We start from the raw sequence: 18,028 nt of genomic DNA on the forward strand, positions 1-18,028 counted from the left end.
TGCACCACCATCAGTCGCCTCGACTGTTCCGACAATCTCTCCTGGTGCCGCTGCAGCGGCGCCCGCCACGCCATGACGCGATCCGCCACTTTGATCGGGATCGCCTTCTGCATGCGCGTCATCCCGGTCAGCGCCCTGCCCCCGAAACGCTCTTCGAGCGAGGCGAGGCGCATGACGGTCTCGGTCAACAGCAGGCCGAGATGCTCGACGACGGATTTGAGCCGAAGCATCAACCCTGAGTCGATCACATCGTGGCTGGTCGCACCGAAATGCACTTTCTGGCCATGCGGTTCGCCGACCGCTGCCCTGATCTGGCGCACCAGTTCCGGTACCATGACGCCGTCCCTGGCGACACCTTCCCGCAGCAAGCCGGTGTCCGGCCGGAACGTGGCAAGCGCCGCCACGATCGCTGCCGCCGCATCTTTGGTGATGATGCCGTTTTCCGCCTCCACTTCGGCCAGCGCACGCTCGAAGGCCAGCATCGCCTCGATTTCCGCCTCGACGGAAAAATGCCGGCTCGCTTCCCCGTCGCCGAGAAGAGCGGAGAGCAGTGGATGGTCGAAGGGCGATACGGTCATGTCGCAAGTCTCCTGAGCATCAGCTGTCGAAGAAGACCGTTTCCTTCTCCCCCTGGAGATGGACGTCGAAGACATAGATATCGCCGGTGCGCTCGGCGATCAGCGTCGGCACGCGAACGCGGTGCTCGATGCGCGCCAGGATCGGATCCTGCGCATTGGCCTCTTCCTCATCGGAAAAGTAGAGCCTTGTGTGCAGGCCGAGATTGATGCCGCGGGCGACGATCCAGAGCGTGATGTGCGGCGCCATCAGGCTGCCATCCCTTGATGGCACGCGGCCCGGCTTGATGGTGTCGAAGGTGCACAGGCCGGTGTCCATGTCGGTCGGGCAACGGCCCCAGCCGAGGAAATTCGGATCGGCCGTGCCGCGCAGCTCCGCCGGCGAATTGTAAAGCCCGTCCGCATCGGCCTGCCAGATCTCGACCAGCGCGTCCTTGAGCGGCGTGCCGGTGCCGTCGATCACCCGAATGCGCAGGCCGATACGCTCGCCCTTGGTCTTGTCGTTGACCATGGTCGCACCAAGGTCGCTCGCGTAGACGCCGCCGATGCCGCAGAAATTGGGCGTCAGCCCGATGTGGACATAGGGTCCCGCGGTCTGCGAGGGGCTTTCCCTGAGCCGGTCGAGCGACTGCGTCATCAATTGCCCTCCAGCCTGTTTTCGAACAGCGAGGAGCGGCGCCCGCGCAGCACGATGTCGAACTTGTAGGCGCGCGCGTCGAAGGGGATCGTCGCCTGCATGTCGAGCGCGGCGATCAGCGTTTCGATGGCCGCCCTGTCGGGGATGCCGCGCGCGATCGGGCAGTGCCAGATGAGCGGGTCGCCCTCGAAATACATCTGCGTGATCAGCCGCTGGGCGAAACCATGGCCGAAGACCGAAAAGTGGATATGCGAGGGCCGCCAGTCGTTCGGCCCGTTCGGCCAGGGATAGGGGCCGGGCTTGACGGTGCGAAAGGCATAGCCGCCATCCTCACTGGTGATGGCACGACCGCAGCCGCCAAAGTTCGGGTCGAGCGGCGCCAGATAGCCATCCTTCTTGTGGCGATAGCGGCCACCGGCATTGGCCTGCCAGAATTCGAGCAGTGCGCCGGGTACGCCAACGCCACGTTCGTCGAGCACCCGCCCATAGACGATGATGCGCTCGCCGATGGCGCTCTCGCCGGGTCTGGCGAAATTGTGGATCAGGTCGGCGTCTAGTTCACCCAGCACGGCGTGACCGAAGACCGGGCCGACAATTTCCGACAGCGTGTTGTCGAAGGCGAGCGGCGCCTTCTGCGGCGAGCGCAGCACGGAGGTCTTGTAGTTCGGCGTCAGCGCCGGCGGATGCCAGGTCCGGTCGCGCTGGAAGAAGGCGCCGGTCTCGGGCCTGCGGTTCGAGCCGGACTCAGCTGGCATTCTTGGCTCCGTCCATTTCCGAAAACACGTCCTTGGCTATTCTGAAGGCACGGTTGGCGGCCGGCACGCCGGCATAGATGGCGACATGCAGGAAGGCTTCGCAGATGTCGTCGCGCGAGGCACCGGTGTTGGCGGTGGCGCGCACATGCATGGCGACCTCCTCATCATGGCCGAGTGCTGCCAGCAGCGCCAGCGTGACGATCGAACGTTCGCGCTTGGTGAAGCCCGGCCGTGCCCACACCGTTCCCCAGGCGGCCTCGGTGATCAGGTCCTGAAAGGGCTGATCGAAATCGGTGGCGGCGACCTCGGCCCGGTCGACATGCGGATCGCCGAGCACGGACCGCCGCACCGCGAGGCCCGTGCGATATCTGGCTGCGTTGCCGGGGACTTCATCCATGGGTTTCGGCTCCAAGGGCAAGCGATGCGATAAAATCGCGGATCAGGGCGGTCAGCGCTTCAGGCTGTTCGACGCAAGGAATATGCCCGGCGTCGCGGATGATCTCGAAGCGCGCACCGGGGATCAGATCGGCCAGCGAGCGGACCAGATCGGGAGGCGTCGAGCCGTCCTGGTCGCCGGCGATGCAAAGCGTCGGCACGGCGATGCGGCGCGCGGCCTCGGTGAAATCGGCGTCGCGAACGGCCGCGCATGTCCCGACATAGCCGGCGAGCGCCTGCCTGGTCAGCATGTTCCAGTAGCCGTCGAGCTCGGCTGAACGCGTTGCGTGGAAGCTGGGGGTGAACCACACTTTGAGCACCCCGTCGGCAATCTCCTGGATCCCCTTGCTCTCGATCGTTGCGATGCGCGTGTTCCAGCCGTCGATGGTGCCAATCTTGTGGGCCGTGTCGCACAGGATCAGACCTTCGACGCCTTCGGGGCGCCTGGCGTGGAATCCCTGGGCAATCAGACCGCCGACCGACAGGCCGCACAACACCACCTTGCCAAGACCGAAGTGATCGATGAGGCCGCAGAGGTCATCGACATGATCGTCGATGGACCTGATGTCGCCGATATCGGAGAGCCCGTGACCGCGCTTGTCATAGACCAGCGAAGGCATTTCCCGGCCCAGGATCGACAGGACCTGGTCCCAGATCCGGAAGTCGGTGCCGAGCGAATTGATGAACACGATCGGGCGCGCCTTGCCGTTCGCCTCGACGTGACGGTGGTGCAGCGTGATGCCGCCAATGGTGACGAATGGCACGATTTCGGTCCTCCATCTCCACATTGCACAAGGCATTTGGTTCGGTAAAATGATATTTTGTGCCACTTCATTAACTCAGGGGTTATCAAATCCATGTCCGAGAGCCGCATCCGGTTCCGTCACCTGCAGGCCTTCCTGGAAGTCGCGCGGCAGGGAAGCGTGGCGAGAGCGGCCGACTTCCTGCATGTCAGCCCGCCGGCGGTGACCAAGACATTGCGTGAGTTGGAAGAAGCGCTCGGCGTGGCGGTGGTTGAACGCGATGGCCGCGGCATCCGGCTGACGCGCATCGGCGAGATCTTCCTTCGCCATGCCGGCACGGCGATCACGGCGCTCAAGCAAGGGGTCGATTCCGTCAGGCAGGACGGGGCGATCAACCGGCACCCGATCCGCATCGGCGCGCTGCCGACGGTGTCGGCGCGCGTGATGCCGCTTGCTATCAGCCTGTTCCTCAAGGAGGGCACCGGTGCGGCGATCAAGATCGTCACCGGCGAGAACGCGGTGCTGCTCGAACAATTGCGCATCGGCGCGCTGGATCTCGTCGTCGGGCGGCTGGCGGCGCCGGAGAACATGACCGGCTTCTTCTTCGAGCACCTCTACTCCGAACAGGTGCTGTTCGTGGTGCGGGCGGGACATCCGCTGCTTGATCCGGATGAGGATGTGTTCGCGCGGCTCGACGAATTCCCGATGCTGATGCCGACACGGGAATCGGTCATCCGTCCCTTCGTCGACCGGCTGTTCATCACCAACGGCATGACCGCGCCGGCAACCGAGATCGAAACCGTCTCGGACTCCTTCGGTCGCGCCTTCCTGCGGCAGAGCAATGCCGTCTGGATCATTTCGGCCGGCGTCGTTGCCAACGAACTCGGCAGCGGCGCCTTCGTCGCCTTGCCGGTCAACACCGAGGAAACCAAGGGGCCGGTCGGCCTGACGATGCGGACGGACACCGCGCCCTCGCCGGCCTTCACCATCCTGCTGCAGACCATCCGCGAGGCGGCAAGACAAGGCGGCTGACGTCTCGGAACATTCCAACCAGGCGTCTTCCCGGTTGCGCGTTTCCTAACCCAGGGGTTAATGAAACACCGCAAAATATCATTTTACCGAACCAAACCCGTAGTGCACTGTGGCGACGGAGGACCAAAATCGTGCCATTCATCGCCATCGGCGACGCAGCGCTGCAGCCTTGCCAGATCAAGGCGAACAGCCATGCGGCCAACGATGCATGGCTGAGGAGGGTGGCGGTGAATCACCGTCCCGAGCGGCACGAGCGTTGAACGAACCGGTGGTTGCCGCACGGTGCCACCGGTGCCACCACAGAGGGAGGAGCACATGACCCATATCGGCAGCAGATCCACCATTCCAGGCCTATCGCGACGCCAGTTCATCGCGACATCGATCGCCGGCGGCACGGCGCTGGCACTTGGCGGCCGCCGCGCCTTTGCCCAGGCAGGCGACACGCTCAAGGTCGGCTTCGTCAGCCCGCGCACCGGGCCGCTCGCCGGCTTCGGCCAGACCGACGGCTATGTGCTCGACCTGGCCCGCAAGGCGCTGGCCGGCGGGCTCGACATCGGCGGCAAGAAATACAGCGTCGAAATCCTCGACCAGGACACGCAATCGGATCCCTCCCGCGCGGGCCAGCTTGCCAAGGACCTGATCAACAACCAGGCCATCGACCTGATGCTGGCGGTGTCGACGCCCGAAGTGATCAACCCGGTGGCCGACGCCTGCGAAGCTGCCGGCGTGCCGTGTCTGTCGACCGTCATGCCCTGGGAGGCCTGGTATTTCGGCCGTGGCGCCAAGCCCGGCGCGCCCTCGCCGTTCAAATGGACCTATCATTTCGGCTTCGGCGTCGGCGAGTTCTTCAAGACCTACATCTCGCAATGGAACCTGATCGAGACCAACAAGAAGGTCGGCGTCATGTATCCGAACGACGCCGACGGCAACGCCATCCGCGCCAATCTGGCGCCGCTGCTGGCCAAGCAAGGGTTCACCATCGTGGATCCCGGCGCGTATGAAACCGGCACCACCGACTATTCCTCGCAGATCGCGCTGTTCAAGCAGGAAGGCGTCGAGATCTTCAACTCCTTCCCAATCCCGCCGGATTTCGCCGCCTTCTGGCGCCAGGCGGCACAACAGGGCCTGATCAAGCAGGTCAAGATCTGCCAGGTCGCCAAGACCGGGCTGTTCCCGTCCGATATCGAGGCACTCGGCGATCTCGGCATGAAGATTTCGAGCGCCGCCTACTGGCACAAGGCATTCCCCTACAAATCGCCGCTGACCGGCGTTTCGGGAGCCGAGCTGGCCGACGGCTATGAGGCGGCGAGCGGCAAGCAGTGGACGCAGCAGCTCGGCGCCTCGATGTCGTTGCTCGACGCCGGCTTCGAAGCGCTGAAGGCAAGCAGCGACGCCAAGGACAAGGCGGCGGTGGCCAAGGCGCTGAGCCAGCTCAAGACCGAGACCATGATCGGCAAGGTCGACTTCACCAGCGGGCCGGTGGCCAATGTCTCGCCCGGACCGATCATCGGCACGCAGTGGGTGGCCGCCAAGGAAGGAGCCAAGTTCCCGCTCGATTATGTGGTGACCGAAAACGCCACCGACCCGAAAGTGCCCGTCGAAGCCAAGCTTCTGCCTTACAACGGTTGATGGACCGCTGACGAGGATCGCCTGGTGACCCATCCGCAGCAACAGGCGATTCTCGCCGCCGCCGGTATCCACAAGCGCTTCGGCGCACTTGTGGTGCTGGATGCCGTCGACTTCACCATGGGGGCCGACGAGGCGGTCGGCATTGTCGGCCCGAACGGCGCCGGCAAGACCACGCTGCTCAGTGTGCTGGCCGGGGCTTTTCCACCAAGCTCAGGCACGGTCAGCTTCAAGGGCGGCGACGTGACGCCGCTGTCGGCGACGCAGCGCTGCCGGCTCGGCCTGGTGCGCACGCACCAGGTGCCGAAGCCATTCAGCGGCATGACCACCTTCGAGAATGTCTTCGTCGCGGCATCGCATGGCGCCGGCCTCAGCCGCGACGAGGCCTACGAGGAAGCCCTCGGCTCGCTGAAACTGTGCGGCATGCTTGGCGTTGCCAACCGGCGTGCCGAAACGCTCGGGCTGCTCGACCGCAAGCGGCTGGAACTGGCGCGGGCGCTTGCGGCAAGACCGACGCTGCTTTTGCTCGACGAGATCGGCGGTGGACTGACCGACGGCGAAGCCGGCGAACTTGTCGACACGATCAAGGAATTGCGCCGGCGCAAGATCGGCATCGTCTGGATCGAGCACATTGTGCATATCCTGCTGCAGGTGGCCGAGCGGCTGATCTGCATGGACGCCGGCAGAATCATCGCCGACGGCGAGCCGCAAGCGGTGATGGCCGACCCCGAGGTCGTGCGCGCCTATCTCGGCGGAGGCCCGAAATGAGCCTGCTGTCGGTCGAGGACCTGGTTGTCCGGCACGGCCTGCTACAGGCGGTGCGCGGCGTGAGCTTCACTGTCGAACGCGGCGAGACGCTGGCGCTGGTCGGCGCCAACGGCGCCGGCAAGACGACGCTGCTGAGGGCAATCGCCGGCGCGCATCAGCCGACGGCCGGCCGCGTGCTGCTGGACAGTGCCGATCTCACCAGTGTGCCGTCGCATAGGCGCGTCGGCATGGGCGTCGCGCTGGTGCCGGAGGGGCGCAAACTGTTCGTGCAGATGACGGTCGAGGAGAACCTTCTGCTCGGCAGGACCGCCGGCCGGCCGGGCGACTGGAGCGTCGACAGGGTGCTCGAGATGTTCCCAAACCTGAAGCCGCGCCGCCATGCCAAGACGGGCCATCTCTCGGGCGGCGAGCAGCAGGCGACGGCGATCGGCCGCGCCTTGATGAGCAATCCGGACGTGCTGCTGCTCGACGAGGTGTCGCTCGGCCTGTCGCCGCTGATCGTCGACCGTGTCTACGCGGCGCTGCAAGGGTTGATCGCTTCAGGCACGACGATCATCCTGGTCGAACAGGACCTCAACCGGGCGCTCGCGGTCTCCGACAGGGTCATCTGCATGCTCGAAGGGCGTATCGCGCTCGAAGGACCGAGCAAGGAGGTTTCGCGCGACGAGGTGACGAAGGCCTATTTCGGCCTGCACCGGACAAGCACCGGGGGCATCGCGGCATGAGCAACCAGATCATCCAGGGCATCCTTCTCGGCGGCTACTACGCGCTGATCGCCTGCGGCCTGTCGTTCATGTTTTCGGTAATGCGCATCATCAATCTCGCCCATGGCGGCCTTGCGGTGTTTTCCGCCTATGCGCTGTGGTGGCTGGCCTCGCGGTATCATGTCTCGCCCTTTGTCGGCCTGCTCATCGTCCTGCCGCTAATGGCGGCGATCGGCTGGGCGCTGCAGCGGTTCCTGCTCGAACGCAGCGCGCGCGGTGGAGCCCTGCTGCCGATCCTGACGACGTTCGGCCTGGCCATCGTCATCGACAATCTGCTGTTCGAGCAGTTCGGCGCCGACACCCGTTCGCTGGCGCCCTATATCGGCAGCCTGTCCTATGATTCCTGGGAATGGCCTGGCAGCATCTATGTCGGCAAGCTCGCGGTGATGATGTTCGCTACCGCCGTGGTCTTGCTCGGCGGGCTGCAATTGTTCCTCACCCGCACCAGGCTTGGCCGCTCGATCCGCGCCACTTCGGAAGACCCCGACACCGCCGGCCTGGTCGGTGTCGATGCACGCCGCGCCAATGCGATTGCCGCCGCCATCGCGATGGTCACGGTTGGTCTTGCGGGCGCGTTCCTGGGCATGCGCGCCACCTTCGATCCCTATGCCGGCGCGCCGCAATTGCTGTTCGCCTTCGAGGCGGCGGTGATCGGCGGTGCCGGTTCGCTGTGGGGAACGCTGATCGGCGGCATCGTGCTGGCGCTTGCGCAGACGCTCGGCGCGCAAGTGCATCCGCAAGGGTTTCTGATCGGCGGCCACGCTGTCTTCCTTGTCGTGCTGTTCGTGCGGCTGTCCGCGTCCGGCCTCGGCCTGCGCGGCCTGTTGCGCCTGCCATCGGGCAAGACGTCATGAGCGCGTCGGCCACCATGCCTGTCATCGAGCGCGGCACGGCTGCGTCGCGCATCGCGGCGATGGCGGTGGCCGTCATCATCGCGCTGCTTGCGATCGCGCCGCAGTTCCTGTCGGCCGGCGCGGTCGACCGGATGACCGCGTTGTTCATCTATGTGATCCTGGCGGCGATGTGGAATGCGCTGGCTGGCTTCGGCGGGCTGGTTTCGGTCGGGCAGCAGGTGTTCTTCGGGCTCGGCGCCTATTTCGCCATCCGGCTGGCCGATGCGGGCCTCAACCCGTTCCTGGCGCTCTTCGCCTCCGGAATTGTCGTCGGCGTGGTGTCTATCCCGCTGTCGCTGTTCATGCTGCGGCTGAGGAACGGCGAGTTCGCCATCGGCATGTGGGTCATTGCGGCACTGACGCATCTGTTGGTCAATCTCGACCGGCTGGTGCAGGGCGAAACCGGCACGTCGCTGATCTCGCTCAATGTCTACGACGCCGGGACAAGGCGGGCGACGATCTACTGGCTGGCGCTGGCCTCCATGACCGCGCTGCTTGCGGTCCTGTTCGGCCTGCTGCGCGGCAGCACGGGTGCGGCGATCCGTGCGATCCGCGACAATGAGGACGCCGCCGCGTCGGTCGGCGTGCGCGTCACCGGCACCAAGCGGCTGCTGTTCGTGCTTGCCGCCTTCGGCATCGGCATTGCCGGCGCACTGTGGCTGGCAACCTCCATCACCTTCCAGCCGAAGACCTACTTCAACGTGCAATGGACAGCCTACATGATCTTCATGGTGCTGGTCGGCGGCATCGGCACTTTCGAGGGCGCCATTCTAGGCGCGCTGGTGTTCTTCCTCATCGAGACCTGGTTCGGCGGCACCGGCGTCTGGTATCTGGTCGGCCTCGGCGCCACGGCCGTGCTGTTCTCGCTCTTCCTGCCGCGCGGCCTGTGGGGGACGATCGAGGAGCGCTTTGGCCTGCGCCTGCTGCCGGTCGGCTATCGCGTCAGGCTTCCAGCCGATCCCACCGATGGCGACGCGTCGCCCTCGCCACAGCAAGCCACAACATCTCGGGAGAGGGCATGACCATGCTTTTCGGCAAGACCATCCTCATCACCGGCGTCGCCTCCGGCATCGGCGCACGCACGGAGGAGCTCGCCGGCCAGCTCGGCGCCGACGTGATCGGCGTCGATGTGCGCGAGCCGGCTGCAGCGGTCGGCAATTTCGTCAAGGCCGACATCTCGTCGAAGGCCGGCGTCGACGATCTCGTCGCGCGCCTGCCGCAGCGCATCGACGCGCTCTGCAATGTCGCCGGCCTCTCCGGCAGCACCGGCGCGGCAGCGACGCTGGCCGTCAACTTCTTTGGCTTGCGCGCACTGTCCGAAGCCGTCGCGCCGAAAATTCGCGAAGGCGGCGCCGTCGTCAACGTCGCCTCGATCGCCGGCTATGGCTGGCGCGCCAACCTCAACCGCGCCGCCTCGATGGTCGGCATCGTGGGCTTTCCCGATGTCGCCGAGGTGGTCCGCGACCACGCCGTCAGGAACGAGGAAGGCTATCCCGTCTCCAAGGAACTGCTGCTCTTGTGGACCTTCCGCGCGGCGCACCAGGACCTGTTCAAACGCCGCGGCATCCGCGTCAATGCGGTGAGCCCCGGCCCGGTCGAGACCCCAATCCTGAAGCAGTTCCGCAGCGTGCTCGGCGACGCCCGCGTCGACAGCGACATTGCCAGGGTCGGACGCGCCGGCACCGCGGGCGACATCGCGCCGGTGGTGCTGTTCCTGTGCTCGGACGGCGCGCGCTGGATCAACGGCGCCAACGTGCCTGTCGATGGTGGCCTCGAAGCATCGATCAACGCCGAAATGTTCGGATTCTAGACCCTGATCCCGAAAAGTTGGGACCGGTTTTCGGAAAGATCATGGTCAAACAAGAATAGAGGGATGGAGACAGTCATGGACATCGGACTTCTGATCGACGGCGACGAACGGGCTGCCTCAGGTGCGGCGTCCTACGATCGCATGGACCCGTTCACCGGCAGGCTGGCGACGCGTGCCGCAGCAGCGAGCGTTGCCGACGCCAATGCCGCGGTCGAAGCCGCGGCGGCCGCCTTCCCGGCCTGGTCGAAGACCGGGCCGGGTGAGCGCCGCGCCTTGCTGACCAAGGCCGCTGACGTGATGGCCTCGAAGGTCGGCGAGTTCACCAGGCTGATGGTGGAAGAGACAGGCGCCACCGGCCCGTGGGCTGGCTTCAACGTCATGCTGGCGGCCAACATGCTGCGCGAGGCGGCGGCGATCACGACGCAGATCTCGGGCGAGATCATCCCGTCCGACAAGCCGGGCACGCTGGCCATGGCGATCCGCCAGCCGGCCGGTGTGTGCCTCGGCATCGCGCCCTGGAATGCGCCGGTCATTCTCGGCACCCGCGCCATCGCCATGCCGATCGCCTGCGGCAACACGGTGGTGCTGAAAGCATCCGAAATGTGCCCTGGCACGCATCGGCTGATCGGCCAGGTGCTGGTCGAGGCCGGCCTGCCCAAGGGCGTCATCAATGTCGTCTCCAACGATCCGAAGGACGCCGCCGGCATCGTCGAGGCGCTGGTCGCGCATCCCTCGGTCAAACGCGTCAACTTCACCGGATCGACCAAGGTCGGCAGGATCATCGCCGAGCTTGCCGGCCGGCACCTGAAGCCGGCGCTGCTCGAACTCGGCGGCAAGGCGCCGCTGCTGGTGCTGGACGATGCCGACATCGATGCGGCGGTCAACGCCGCCACCTTCGGCGCCTTCATGCATCAGGGCCAGATCTGCATGTCGACCGAGCGGCTGATCGTCGATGAGAAGGTCGCCGATGAATTCGTGACAAAACTCGCGGCTCGCGCCTCGGCGCTGCCGGCCGGCGATCCGCGCGGCCACGTCGTGCTGGGATCGCTGATCAGCAGCCAGGCGGCCGACAAGATGGAGGAACTCGTCACCGATGCCGTCGCCAAGGGCGCCAGACTGGTGGCCGGTGGCAAGCGCACCGGCACCGTGGTGGAGGCGACGTTGCTTGACCATGTCACGCCGGCGATGCGCGTCTATGCCGAAGAATCGTTCGGGCCGGTCAAGCCGGTGATCCGGGTGAAGGGCGAGGACGAGGCCGTGCGTGTCGCCAACGACACCGAATACGGCCTGTCGTCAGCCGTGTTCAGCCGCGACATCAAGCGCGCCATGGCGGTTGCCGCCCGCATCGAAGCCGGCATCTGCCACATCAATGGCCCGACCGTCGGCGACGAGGCACAGATGCCGTTCGGCGGCGTCAAGGGCTCGGGCTACGGCCGGTTCGGCGGCAAGGCCTCGATCGCCGAGTTCACCGATTTGCGCTGGGTGACGATAGAGGATCCGGGCCAGCATTATCCATTCTGAACCGCCCCCTTTGGACGGTTCTACATTGCGATCAGGCCGCCTGTGAGGGCGTGAAGCGAACCCTTGCGGATCGTATCTGGCCGGGCGCCAGCACGATGCAGCCGGTGTCGATGCTCGTGTCGCGGTTGAAGGCGTCGGTGATGTTGGTGACCGGCTCGGCGCAAAAGAACGGCTCACCGGGCGGCGTGTAGAGAACGAGGAAATCGAGCGGCGCTTCGGCCTCGATGTCCAGTTGCCGTCCGTGCTCCGGCCAGGAAATCCGGGCGCTGCGCGTCCATCCGGTGAAGACGGTGTCGAAGTCCGTCTCGGACACATCGAAGCCCGTGGTCGGGTTGGCACCGGCGGGCGGCGGGACGTGGCGGGTTGGCAGGATGTCCGCATCGGTCTCCCACATGCCGGACACCGGCGCCTGGACATGCGCCCACGGCGTCGACGGGAAATAGGGATGCAGGCCGAAGCCGGCCGGCATTGGCGTGTCCGAGAGATTGCGCAGCGAGATGGTGATGCTCAGACAGCCATCGGCCAGCGAGATGACTTGCTCGGCCGCGTAGTTCCACGGCCAGAAATCGGCGGCGTGGCGATAGCGCAAGACGACAGCGCTGGGTTCGCGCCGCCCGACTGTCCATGGCCGACGCCAACCATGGCCGTGCTCATGATGAGGGTCATCCGGGCTTGTCGGCAGCTCAATGGTACGGCCGGCGAATGCGAAGCGACCACCCCTTATGCGATTGGAATAGGGAACCAGCGGGAAACAGGCCATGGCGCCCGCATCGCGGCGGCTGATCGCCGCCGGATCGGCCGGGCGTAGCCAGTCCACGACAGAGCCATCTTGCCGCCAGCGATACGACGCAACCGCACCGCCGGCGGCCGGAGCAATCTCGGCCGTCGCAATGCCGTCGCTGATCGAAATCAGCTCTGCGTGCTGCTCGGCAACGGCTGCGGAATTCTTTGTCATCGGCACGTCCCCATCCCTTGACTCCAATCGCCATGCCTATAAGACATATCATATGAATAGTATGAAGAATAGGAAATCTTTCAGTACGGCGCGCACTTCACGCGTCGCCGTCGCGGTTTCCAGCGGCTCCACGGCGCTGCATGCGACGGTGGTCGAGCAGATCGGCTTGCGCATCGTGCAGGGCGATTTCCTGCCCGGCGAGGCACTGCCCAATGCCGATGATTCCAGCGAGATGCTGGGGGTCAGCCGCACCGTGCTGCGCGAAGCGATCAAGGTGCTGGCCGGCAAGGGGCTTGTCGAATCGCGGCCGAAGACCGGGACAAGGGTGCGTCCCCGCTCCGACTGGAATTTCCTCGACCCGGACGTCCTGTCGTGGCGTTACGCCGGCGGCGTCAGCGCCGACGATGTCCGGGCGCTGTTCGAACTGCGCCGGGCCATCGAGCCGATGTCGGCCGCACTCGCCGCGCAGCGCGCCACACCGGCGCAGATCGCCGAGATCAATGCCGCGCTCGGCGAAATGGAAGCCGTTGTCGATGACGGCGACCGCTTCGCCAAGCCTGATTTGCTGTTCCACCAGACCATTCTGCGCATGACCGGCAACGAGCTGATCGGCTCGCTCGCGGCTCTGGTCGAAACCGCGCTGGTGATGAGCTTCCGCCTCTCCAACGACAATCCGGAAGGGCAGCGCCACTCTTTGCCGCTGCACCGGGAAGTGGCTGAGAAGATCGCCGCGCGCGATGCAGCCGGCGCGCAAAGGGCGCTGCTGGTGCTCATCGATGATGCCGAAGAAGACGTGCGCCGCAGTGTCGAGAACCGCAACAGGCGCCGCGCCAATCGGGAGCTGGCATCGTGACCGGGACCAAACGCAAGCTGCGGTCCGAGGCCTGGTTCGGCGGCGAAGGCAAGAACGCCTTCATGCACCGCAGTTGGATGAAGAACCAGGGCATTCCCGCCGACGCTTTCGACGGCCGCCCGGTGATCGGCATCTGCAACACCTGGTCGGAACTGACGCCATGCAATGCGCATCTGCGCGCCCTGGCCGACCATGTCAAACGCGGCGTCTATGAAGCCGGCGGCCTGCCGCTGGAATTCCCGGTAATGTCATTGGGCGAGAGCAACATGCGCCCCACCGCCATGCTTTTTCGCAATCTGGTCAGCATGGATGTCGAGGAATCCATCCGCGGCAATCCTGTCGACGGCGTTATCCTGCTGGTCGGCTGCGACAAGACCACGCCTGCGCTGCTGATGGGTGCTGCGTCATGCAATCTGCCGACCATCGCCGTTTCCGGCGGACCGATGCTCAACGGCAAGTTCCGCGGACAAGATATCGGCTCGGGCACGCATGTCTGGAAGTTTGCCGAAGAGGTGAAGGCCGGCCGCATGCCGGTCGCCGATTTCCTTGCCGCCGAACAGGGCCAGAGCCGGTCGGCGGGCAGCTGCATGACAATGGGCACGGCTTCGACCATGGCCAGCATGGTGGAGGCGCTCGGCATCGGCATGGCCGACAATGCCGCCATCCCGGCGGTGGATTCGCGCCGTGGCGTGCTCGCCCAGATGGCCGGACGCCAGATCGTCGATTTGGTCCGCAAGGATGTGACGATTGCGCAGATCCTCACCAAGGAAGCGTTCGAGAACGCCATTCGCGTCAACGGTGCGATCGGCGGCTCGACCAATGCGGTGCTGCATCTGATCGCCATCGCCAACCGGATCGGTGTCGAACTCAGCCTCGATGACTGGGACCGCCTTGGCCGCGACGTTCCGACCATTGTCGATTTGATGCCATCGGGCCGGTTCCTGATGGAAGATTTCTACTATGCCGGGGGGCTGGCTGCGGTCATGGCATCGCTTGATGAAGTGGGGCTTCTTCATCGCGACGCCATGACCGTCAGCAACAAGACCATTGGCGAGTTGATCGACGGCGCGCCCAACTATAACAGCGAGGTCATCCGCCCGCTGAGCGACCCGCTGACCAGGGAAGGCGGCATCTCGATCCTGCGCGGCAATCTGGCGCCCAACGGGGCGGTCATCAAACCGTCGGCGGCAACGCCCGAGTTGATGCAGCATCGCGGCAAGGCGGTCGTCTTCGAAAACATCGAGCACTACTACGCCCGCATCGACGATCCGGAGTTGGATATCGACGCCTCTTCGGTGATGGTGCTGAAGAACTGCGGACCGCGTGGCTATCCCGGGATGGCCGAGGTCGGCAACATGCCGCTGCCGGCCAAGCTGCTGAAGCAAGGCGTCTCCGACATGGTGCGCATCTCGGACGCGCGCATGAGCGGCACCGCTTACGGCACCGTGGTGCTGCATGTGGCGCCGGAAGCAGCGGCCGGCGGAGCGCTGGCGCTGGTGCGCGATGGCGATCTCATCGAGCTGGATGTGGCCGGCCGGCGCCTGGAGCTTTTGGTGTCGGACGAGGAACTGGCTATCCGCCGGCATGACTGGCAGCCGCCGGCGCCGCCCGAAGGCGGCTACCAGAGCCTCTATGTCGAGCGCGTTCTGCAGGCCGACAAGGGCTGCGATTTCGACTTTCTCGTCGGCCGGCGCGATGCCGGCATCCCCCGGCATTCCCACTAGAGAGGCGCGCGATGACGGATGAAATCGGCGGCTACGCCACCTATCCCAGCCTCAAGGGTCGCAGCGTCTTCATAACCGGCGGTGGCAGCGGCATCGGCGAAAGCCTGGTGCGCCATTTCTGCGCGCAAGGCAGCCGCGTTGCCTTTGTCGATCGGGCCGAGGAGCCGTCCCAGCGCCTGGTCGACGCGATCGCGGCCGATGGACATCGTGCGCCACTGTTCATTGCCTGCGACCTGCGCAACGTCGAGCAACTGCAGGCGGCAACGGTGCAAGCGATGCAGCACAACGGCCCGATCCAGGTTCTGTGCAACAATGCCGGCAATGACGACCGCCATCAAACCAACGACGTGACGGTCGCCTATTGGGACGACCGCATGGCGGTCAATTTGCGTCACCAGTTCTTTGCGGCGCAAGCGGTGCGCCCGCAGATGGCCTCGCTGGGCGGCGGCTCGATCATCAATTTCGGTTCCATCACCTGGATGGTCGGCGATCCCGATTGCCCCGCATATGTAACGGCCAAGGCAGCGGTTTACGGCATGACGAGGGCGCTGGCCCGCGAGCTTGGTCCCGAGCGCATCCGCGTCAACTGCATGGTGCCTGGCTGGGTGATGACCGAGCGCCAGATGCGCCTGTGGCTGAACCCGGCCGGAGAGCGGCAGATCGAGGAGAGGCAGTGCCTGCCCGACCGGCTGCAGCCCTCCGATATTGCGCGCATGGCGCTGTTCCTGGCCGCCGAGGACAGCCGCATGTGCACAAGCCAGCAATTCATAGTCGATGCGGGCTGGGTATGACCGGCACGGCTTCAAGGGAAGAAGGGTACCTCATGCGTCTTGTTCAGTTCAGAATGTCCGATGGCAACAGGCGGGTTGGCCGTGTCTCCGACGACGGCAATCGCCTGCACCCGCTCGAAAAGGCCAACACCGTGCTGGAGCTGGCCGAAGCGGCAATTGCGCAGGGCGTTTCCATCGCCGCACTCGTCGAGAAGCGGACGGGTACCGCAACGGTCGACTATGACGAGCTGTTGCGCGACGGCCGCGTGCTGGCCCCGGTCGATCATCCCGAACCGGCGCGCTTCCTGGTCACCGGAACGGGCCTGACCCATACCGGAAGTGCCGCGGCACGCGACAAGATGCATGTGCTTACGCATGGCGAGGACGCCGAGGAATCCGATTCACTGAAGATCTTCCGCATGGGTCTGGAGGGCGGCAAACCGGCCGCAGGGCAGATCGGAATCCAGCCCGAATGGTTCTTCAAGGGCGTCGGCACCTGTGTCGTGCCGCCCGGTGCTGCGCTGCCGATGCCGGCCTTCGCACGCGCCGGCGCCGAAGAAGCCGAGATCGTCGGGCTCTATCTCAATGGGCCGGATGGCCGCCCCTATCGCATCGGCTATGCGCTCGGCAACGAATATTCCGACCATGTCACGGAAGCCGAGAACTACCTTTATCTCGCCCATTCAAAACTCCGCTCCTGCTCGATCGGCCCGGAGCTTTTGATCGGCGACCTTCCCGATGAAGTGCGCGGCCATTCGCGCATCCTGCGCGACGGCACCGTCATCTGGCAGCAGGAGTTCCTGTCGGGCGAGGCGCACATGTCGCATTCGATCGCCAATCTCGAACATTTCCATTTCCGCTACCCGATGCACCGCAGAGCAGGCGACCTGCATGCCTACTTCTTCGGCGCGGCGGTGATGAGTTACGCCTCCGGCATCAAGACAGCTCCCGGCGACGAGTATGAAATCCAGGCACAGACATTCGGCAAGCCATTGCGCAACCGGATGGAGTCGGTGCCGGACGAGGGACTGGTCGCCGTCACCCAGCTGTGACGGCGAAGGTCCGGAAACTGCGGTCCATCAGAACGACAATGGGAGTTTAAAAATGGGACTGAAAAGACTGTTTCTAAGAATGGCGGCAATCGGCCTCGGCATCAGCCTGATGACATCGGCAGCCTTGGCCGCGAACCTCCGGGTTCTGGCCTGGGACGGTTACGCCGACCCCGACTGGGTCAAGGACTTCACCGCTGCAACCGGCATCGGCGTCGATGTCGTCTTCATCGGCAGCGATGATGAGATCTGGGCCAAGATCAAGGGCAGCGAAGGGCAGGACTTCGACGTCTTCGCCGTCAACACCGCCCAGCTTCAGCGCTACATCAAGGCCGATCTGGTGTCGCCGATCGACGTGGCGAAACTGGCCAACCAGAAAGAGGTGCTGCCGCGCTTCCGCGATCTGACCGCGGTGAGCGGCGTCACTAAGGACGGCAAGGTCTATGGTATTCCGTTCTGCTTCGACTCGATCGGCCTGATCTACGACACCGACAAGGTCAAACCGGCGCCGACATCAATGTCGGTCCTGTGGGACCCGGCCTACAAGGGCAAGGTTCTGGCCTATGACAATGGCGAGCACAATTTCTCCTTCACCGCGCTGACGCTCGGCTACAAGGACCCCTTCAATCTGAATGAAGAACAGATGGCTGCGGTCAAGGCCAAGTTGGTCGAACTCAAGCGCAATGTGCTGAGCTTCTACACCACCGCCGACGAGGCTCAGCAGATCTATCAGAACAATGACGTGGCCTTGATCTGGGCCAATTACGGCCAGCAGCAGGTCAAGGCGCTGCAGAAGATCGGCGCCCATGTCGCCTACGTCAATCCGAGCGAGGGCGCGCTTGCCTGGCTCGACAACTGGGTCATCTCCAAGGGTGTCCGCGACAATGCGGCGGCCGAGAAATGGATCGACTTCATGCTGAGCAAGAAGCTCAGCGGCGAGCTTTCCGAGCGCACCGGTTTCGGCAACACAGTGACGGAAACGGGCAGCGCCGGCGGCAACGACAAGCTGGTCTGGCTCAACAATGTCGAGGACCCGCTGAAGCGGTCGGACACGTGGAACGAGATCAAGGCCACGCCCTGATCTTTTCGCACGAAGCCTTCGAAGGACCCGGCGGTCC

General features: G+C 64.9%; 20 protein-coding genes. 14 read left to right on the top strand and 6 right to left on the bottom strand.

The window, feature by feature from the left end:
• From ACFSQT_RS19900 to pcaD, 5 genes are all read right to left on the bottom strand, one after another.
• The coding region (locus tag ACFSQT_RS19900) for a lyase family protein (protein WP_379021281.1) at positions 1-578 on the bottom strand (578 nt) is incomplete at its 3' end.
• A 19-nt stretch (positions 579-597) separates the two neighbouring features.
• Positions 598-1,212 carry a protocatechuate 3,4-dioxygenase subunit alpha gene (pcaG, locus tag ACFSQT_RS19905; protein WP_379021283.1) on the bottom strand — a complete coding sequence of 205 codons (615 nt, stop codon included), beginning with the start codon at positions 1,210-1,212 and terminating at the stop codon, positions 598-600.
• The gene (pcaH, locus tag ACFSQT_RS19910) at positions 1,212-1,967 is read right to left on the bottom strand and encodes a protocatechuate 3,4-dioxygenase subunit beta (protein WP_379021285.1); all 756 of its coding nucleotides are present in this window, start codon (positions 1,965-1,967) and stop codon (positions 1,212-1,214) included. Before pcaH ends, pcaG begins: the two co-directional genes overlap by 1 nt.
• Positions 1,957-2,364, bottom strand: a complete 408-nt coding sequence (gene pcaC, locus ACFSQT_RS19915) for a 4-carboxymuconolactone decarboxylase (RefSeq protein ID WP_192385201.1) — start codon at positions 2,362-2,364, stop codon at positions 1,957-1,959. Before pcaC ends, pcaH begins: the two co-directional genes overlap by 11 nt.
• Positions 2,357-3,166, bottom strand: coding sequence for a 3-oxoadipate enol-lactonase (gene pcaD / locus ACFSQT_RS19920; RefSeq protein ID WP_379021287.1), 810 nt, complete (start codon positions 3,164-3,166; stop codon positions 2,357-2,359). Before pcaD ends, pcaC begins: the two co-directional genes overlap by 8 nt.
• A gap of 93 nt (positions 3,167-3,259) precedes the next feature.
• On the opposite strand from pcaD, the gene pcaQ reads away from it, so the two are divergent.
• The 9 genes from pcaQ (at position 3,260) to ACFSQT_RS19965 (ending at position 11,559) form a co-directional block, all read left to right on the top strand.
• Positions 3,260-4,177 carry a pca operon transcription factor PcaQ gene (pcaQ, locus tag ACFSQT_RS19925; RefSeq protein WP_379021289.1) on the top strand — a complete coding sequence of 306 codons (918 nt, stop codon included), beginning with the start codon at positions 3,260-3,262 and terminating at the stop codon, positions 4,175-4,177.
• A 131-nt stretch (positions 4,178-4,308) separates the two neighbouring features.
• Positions 4,309-4,437 carry a hypothetical protein gene (locus tag ACFSQT_RS19930; RefSeq protein ID WP_379021291.1) on the top strand — a complete coding sequence of 43 codons (129 nt, stop codon included), beginning with the start codon at positions 4,309-4,311 and terminating at the stop codon, positions 4,435-4,437.
• A gap of 55 nt (positions 4,438-4,492) precedes the next feature.
• Positions 4,493-5,806, top strand: a complete 1,314-nt coding sequence (locus ACFSQT_RS19935; protein WP_379021293.1) for an ABC transporter substrate-binding protein — start codon at positions 4,493-4,495, stop codon at positions 5,804-5,806.
• 21 nt (positions 5,807-5,827) lie between these two features.
• Positions 5,828-6,571, top strand: a complete 744-nt coding sequence (locus ACFSQT_RS19940) for an ABC transporter ATP-binding protein (RefSeq protein WP_379021919.1) — start codon at positions 5,828-5,830, stop codon at positions 6,569-6,571.
• Positions 6,568-7,296: an ABC transporter ATP-binding protein gene (locus ACFSQT_RS19945; RefSeq protein WP_379021295.1), complete on the top strand. Its 729-nt coding sequence runs from the start codon at positions 6,568-6,570 to the stop codon at positions 7,294-7,296. Before ACFSQT_RS19940 ends, ACFSQT_RS19945 begins: the two co-directional genes overlap by 4 nt.
• Positions 7,293-8,189, top strand: coding sequence for a branched-chain amino acid ABC transporter permease (locus tag ACFSQT_RS19950; protein WP_379021297.1), 897 nt, complete (start codon positions 7,293-7,295; stop codon positions 8,187-8,189). The genes ACFSQT_RS19945 and ACFSQT_RS19950 overlap by 4 nt, the downstream gene beginning before the upstream one ends.
• The gene (locus tag ACFSQT_RS19955) at positions 8,186-9,250 is read left to right on the top strand and encodes a branched-chain amino acid ABC transporter permease (protein WP_379021299.1); all 1,065 of its coding nucleotides are present in this window, start codon (positions 8,186-8,188) and stop codon (positions 9,248-9,250) included. Before ACFSQT_RS19950 ends, ACFSQT_RS19955 begins: the two co-directional genes overlap by 4 nt.
• 2 nt (positions 9,251-9,252) lie before the next feature.
• Positions 9,253-10,038, top strand: a complete 786-nt coding sequence (locus ACFSQT_RS19960) for a coniferyl-alcohol dehydrogenase (protein WP_379021921.1) — start codon at positions 9,253-9,255, stop codon at positions 10,036-10,038.
• A gap of 75 nt (positions 10,039-10,113) precedes the next feature.
• The gene (locus tag ACFSQT_RS19965) at positions 10,114-11,559 is read left to right on the top strand and encodes an aldehyde dehydrogenase (protein ID WP_379021301.1); all 1,446 of its coding nucleotides are present in this window, start codon (positions 10,114-10,116) and stop codon (positions 11,557-11,559) included.
• A 31-nt stretch (positions 11,560-11,590) separates the two neighbouring features.
• On the opposite strand, the gene ACFSQT_RS19970 is transcribed toward ACFSQT_RS19965, so the two are convergent.
• Positions 11,591-12,514 carry an aldose 1-epimerase gene (locus ACFSQT_RS19970; protein WP_379021303.1) on the bottom strand — a complete coding sequence of 308 codons (924 nt, stop codon included), beginning with the start codon at positions 12,512-12,514 and terminating at the stop codon, positions 11,591-11,593.
• 61 nt (positions 12,515-12,575) lie between these two features.
• Here ACFSQT_RS19970 and ACFSQT_RS19975 point away from each other — a divergent pair, with 61 nt between their 5' ends.
• The 5 genes from ACFSQT_RS19975 to ACFSQT_RS19995 are packed head-to-tail and all read left to right on the top strand — an operon-like array spanning position 12,576 to position 17,991.
• Entirely contained in the window at positions 12,576-13,367 is a 792-nt protein-coding gene (locus ACFSQT_RS19975; RefSeq protein ID WP_379021305.1) for a FadR/GntR family transcriptional regulator, read from the top strand.
• Entirely contained in the window at positions 13,364-15,091 is a 1,728-nt protein-coding gene (locus ACFSQT_RS19980; protein WP_379021307.1) for an IlvD/Edd family dehydratase, read from the top strand. Before ACFSQT_RS19975 ends, ACFSQT_RS19980 begins: the two co-directional genes overlap by 4 nt.
• Before the next feature lie 11 nt (positions 15,092-15,102).
• Complete coding sequence (locus ACFSQT_RS19985) at positions 15,103-15,882, top strand: SDR family NAD(P)-dependent oxidoreductase (protein ID WP_379021309.1); 780 nt, start codon at positions 15,103-15,105, stop codon at positions 15,880-15,882.
• 32 nt (positions 15,883-15,914) lie between these two features.
• Positions 15,915-16,913: an AraD1 family protein gene (gene araD1, locus ACFSQT_RS19990; protein WP_379021311.1), complete on the top strand. Its 999-nt coding sequence runs from the start codon at positions 15,915-15,917 to the stop codon at positions 16,911-16,913.
• Positions 16,914-16,965: 52 nt separating this feature from the next.
• On the top strand, positions 16,966-17,991 hold the full coding sequence (locus ACFSQT_RS19995; RefSeq protein WP_379021313.1) for an ABC transporter substrate-binding protein: 1,026 nt from the start codon (positions 16,966-16,968) through the stop codon (positions 17,989-17,991).
• The last annotated feature ends 37 nt before the right edge of the window (positions 17,992-18,028 follow it).

This window comes from Mesorhizobium calcicola (assembly GCF_042682105.1).
GTDB classification, from domain to species: Bacteria; Pseudomonadota; Alphaproteobacteria; order Rhizobiales; family Rhizobiaceae; genus Mesorhizobium; species Mesorhizobium calcicola.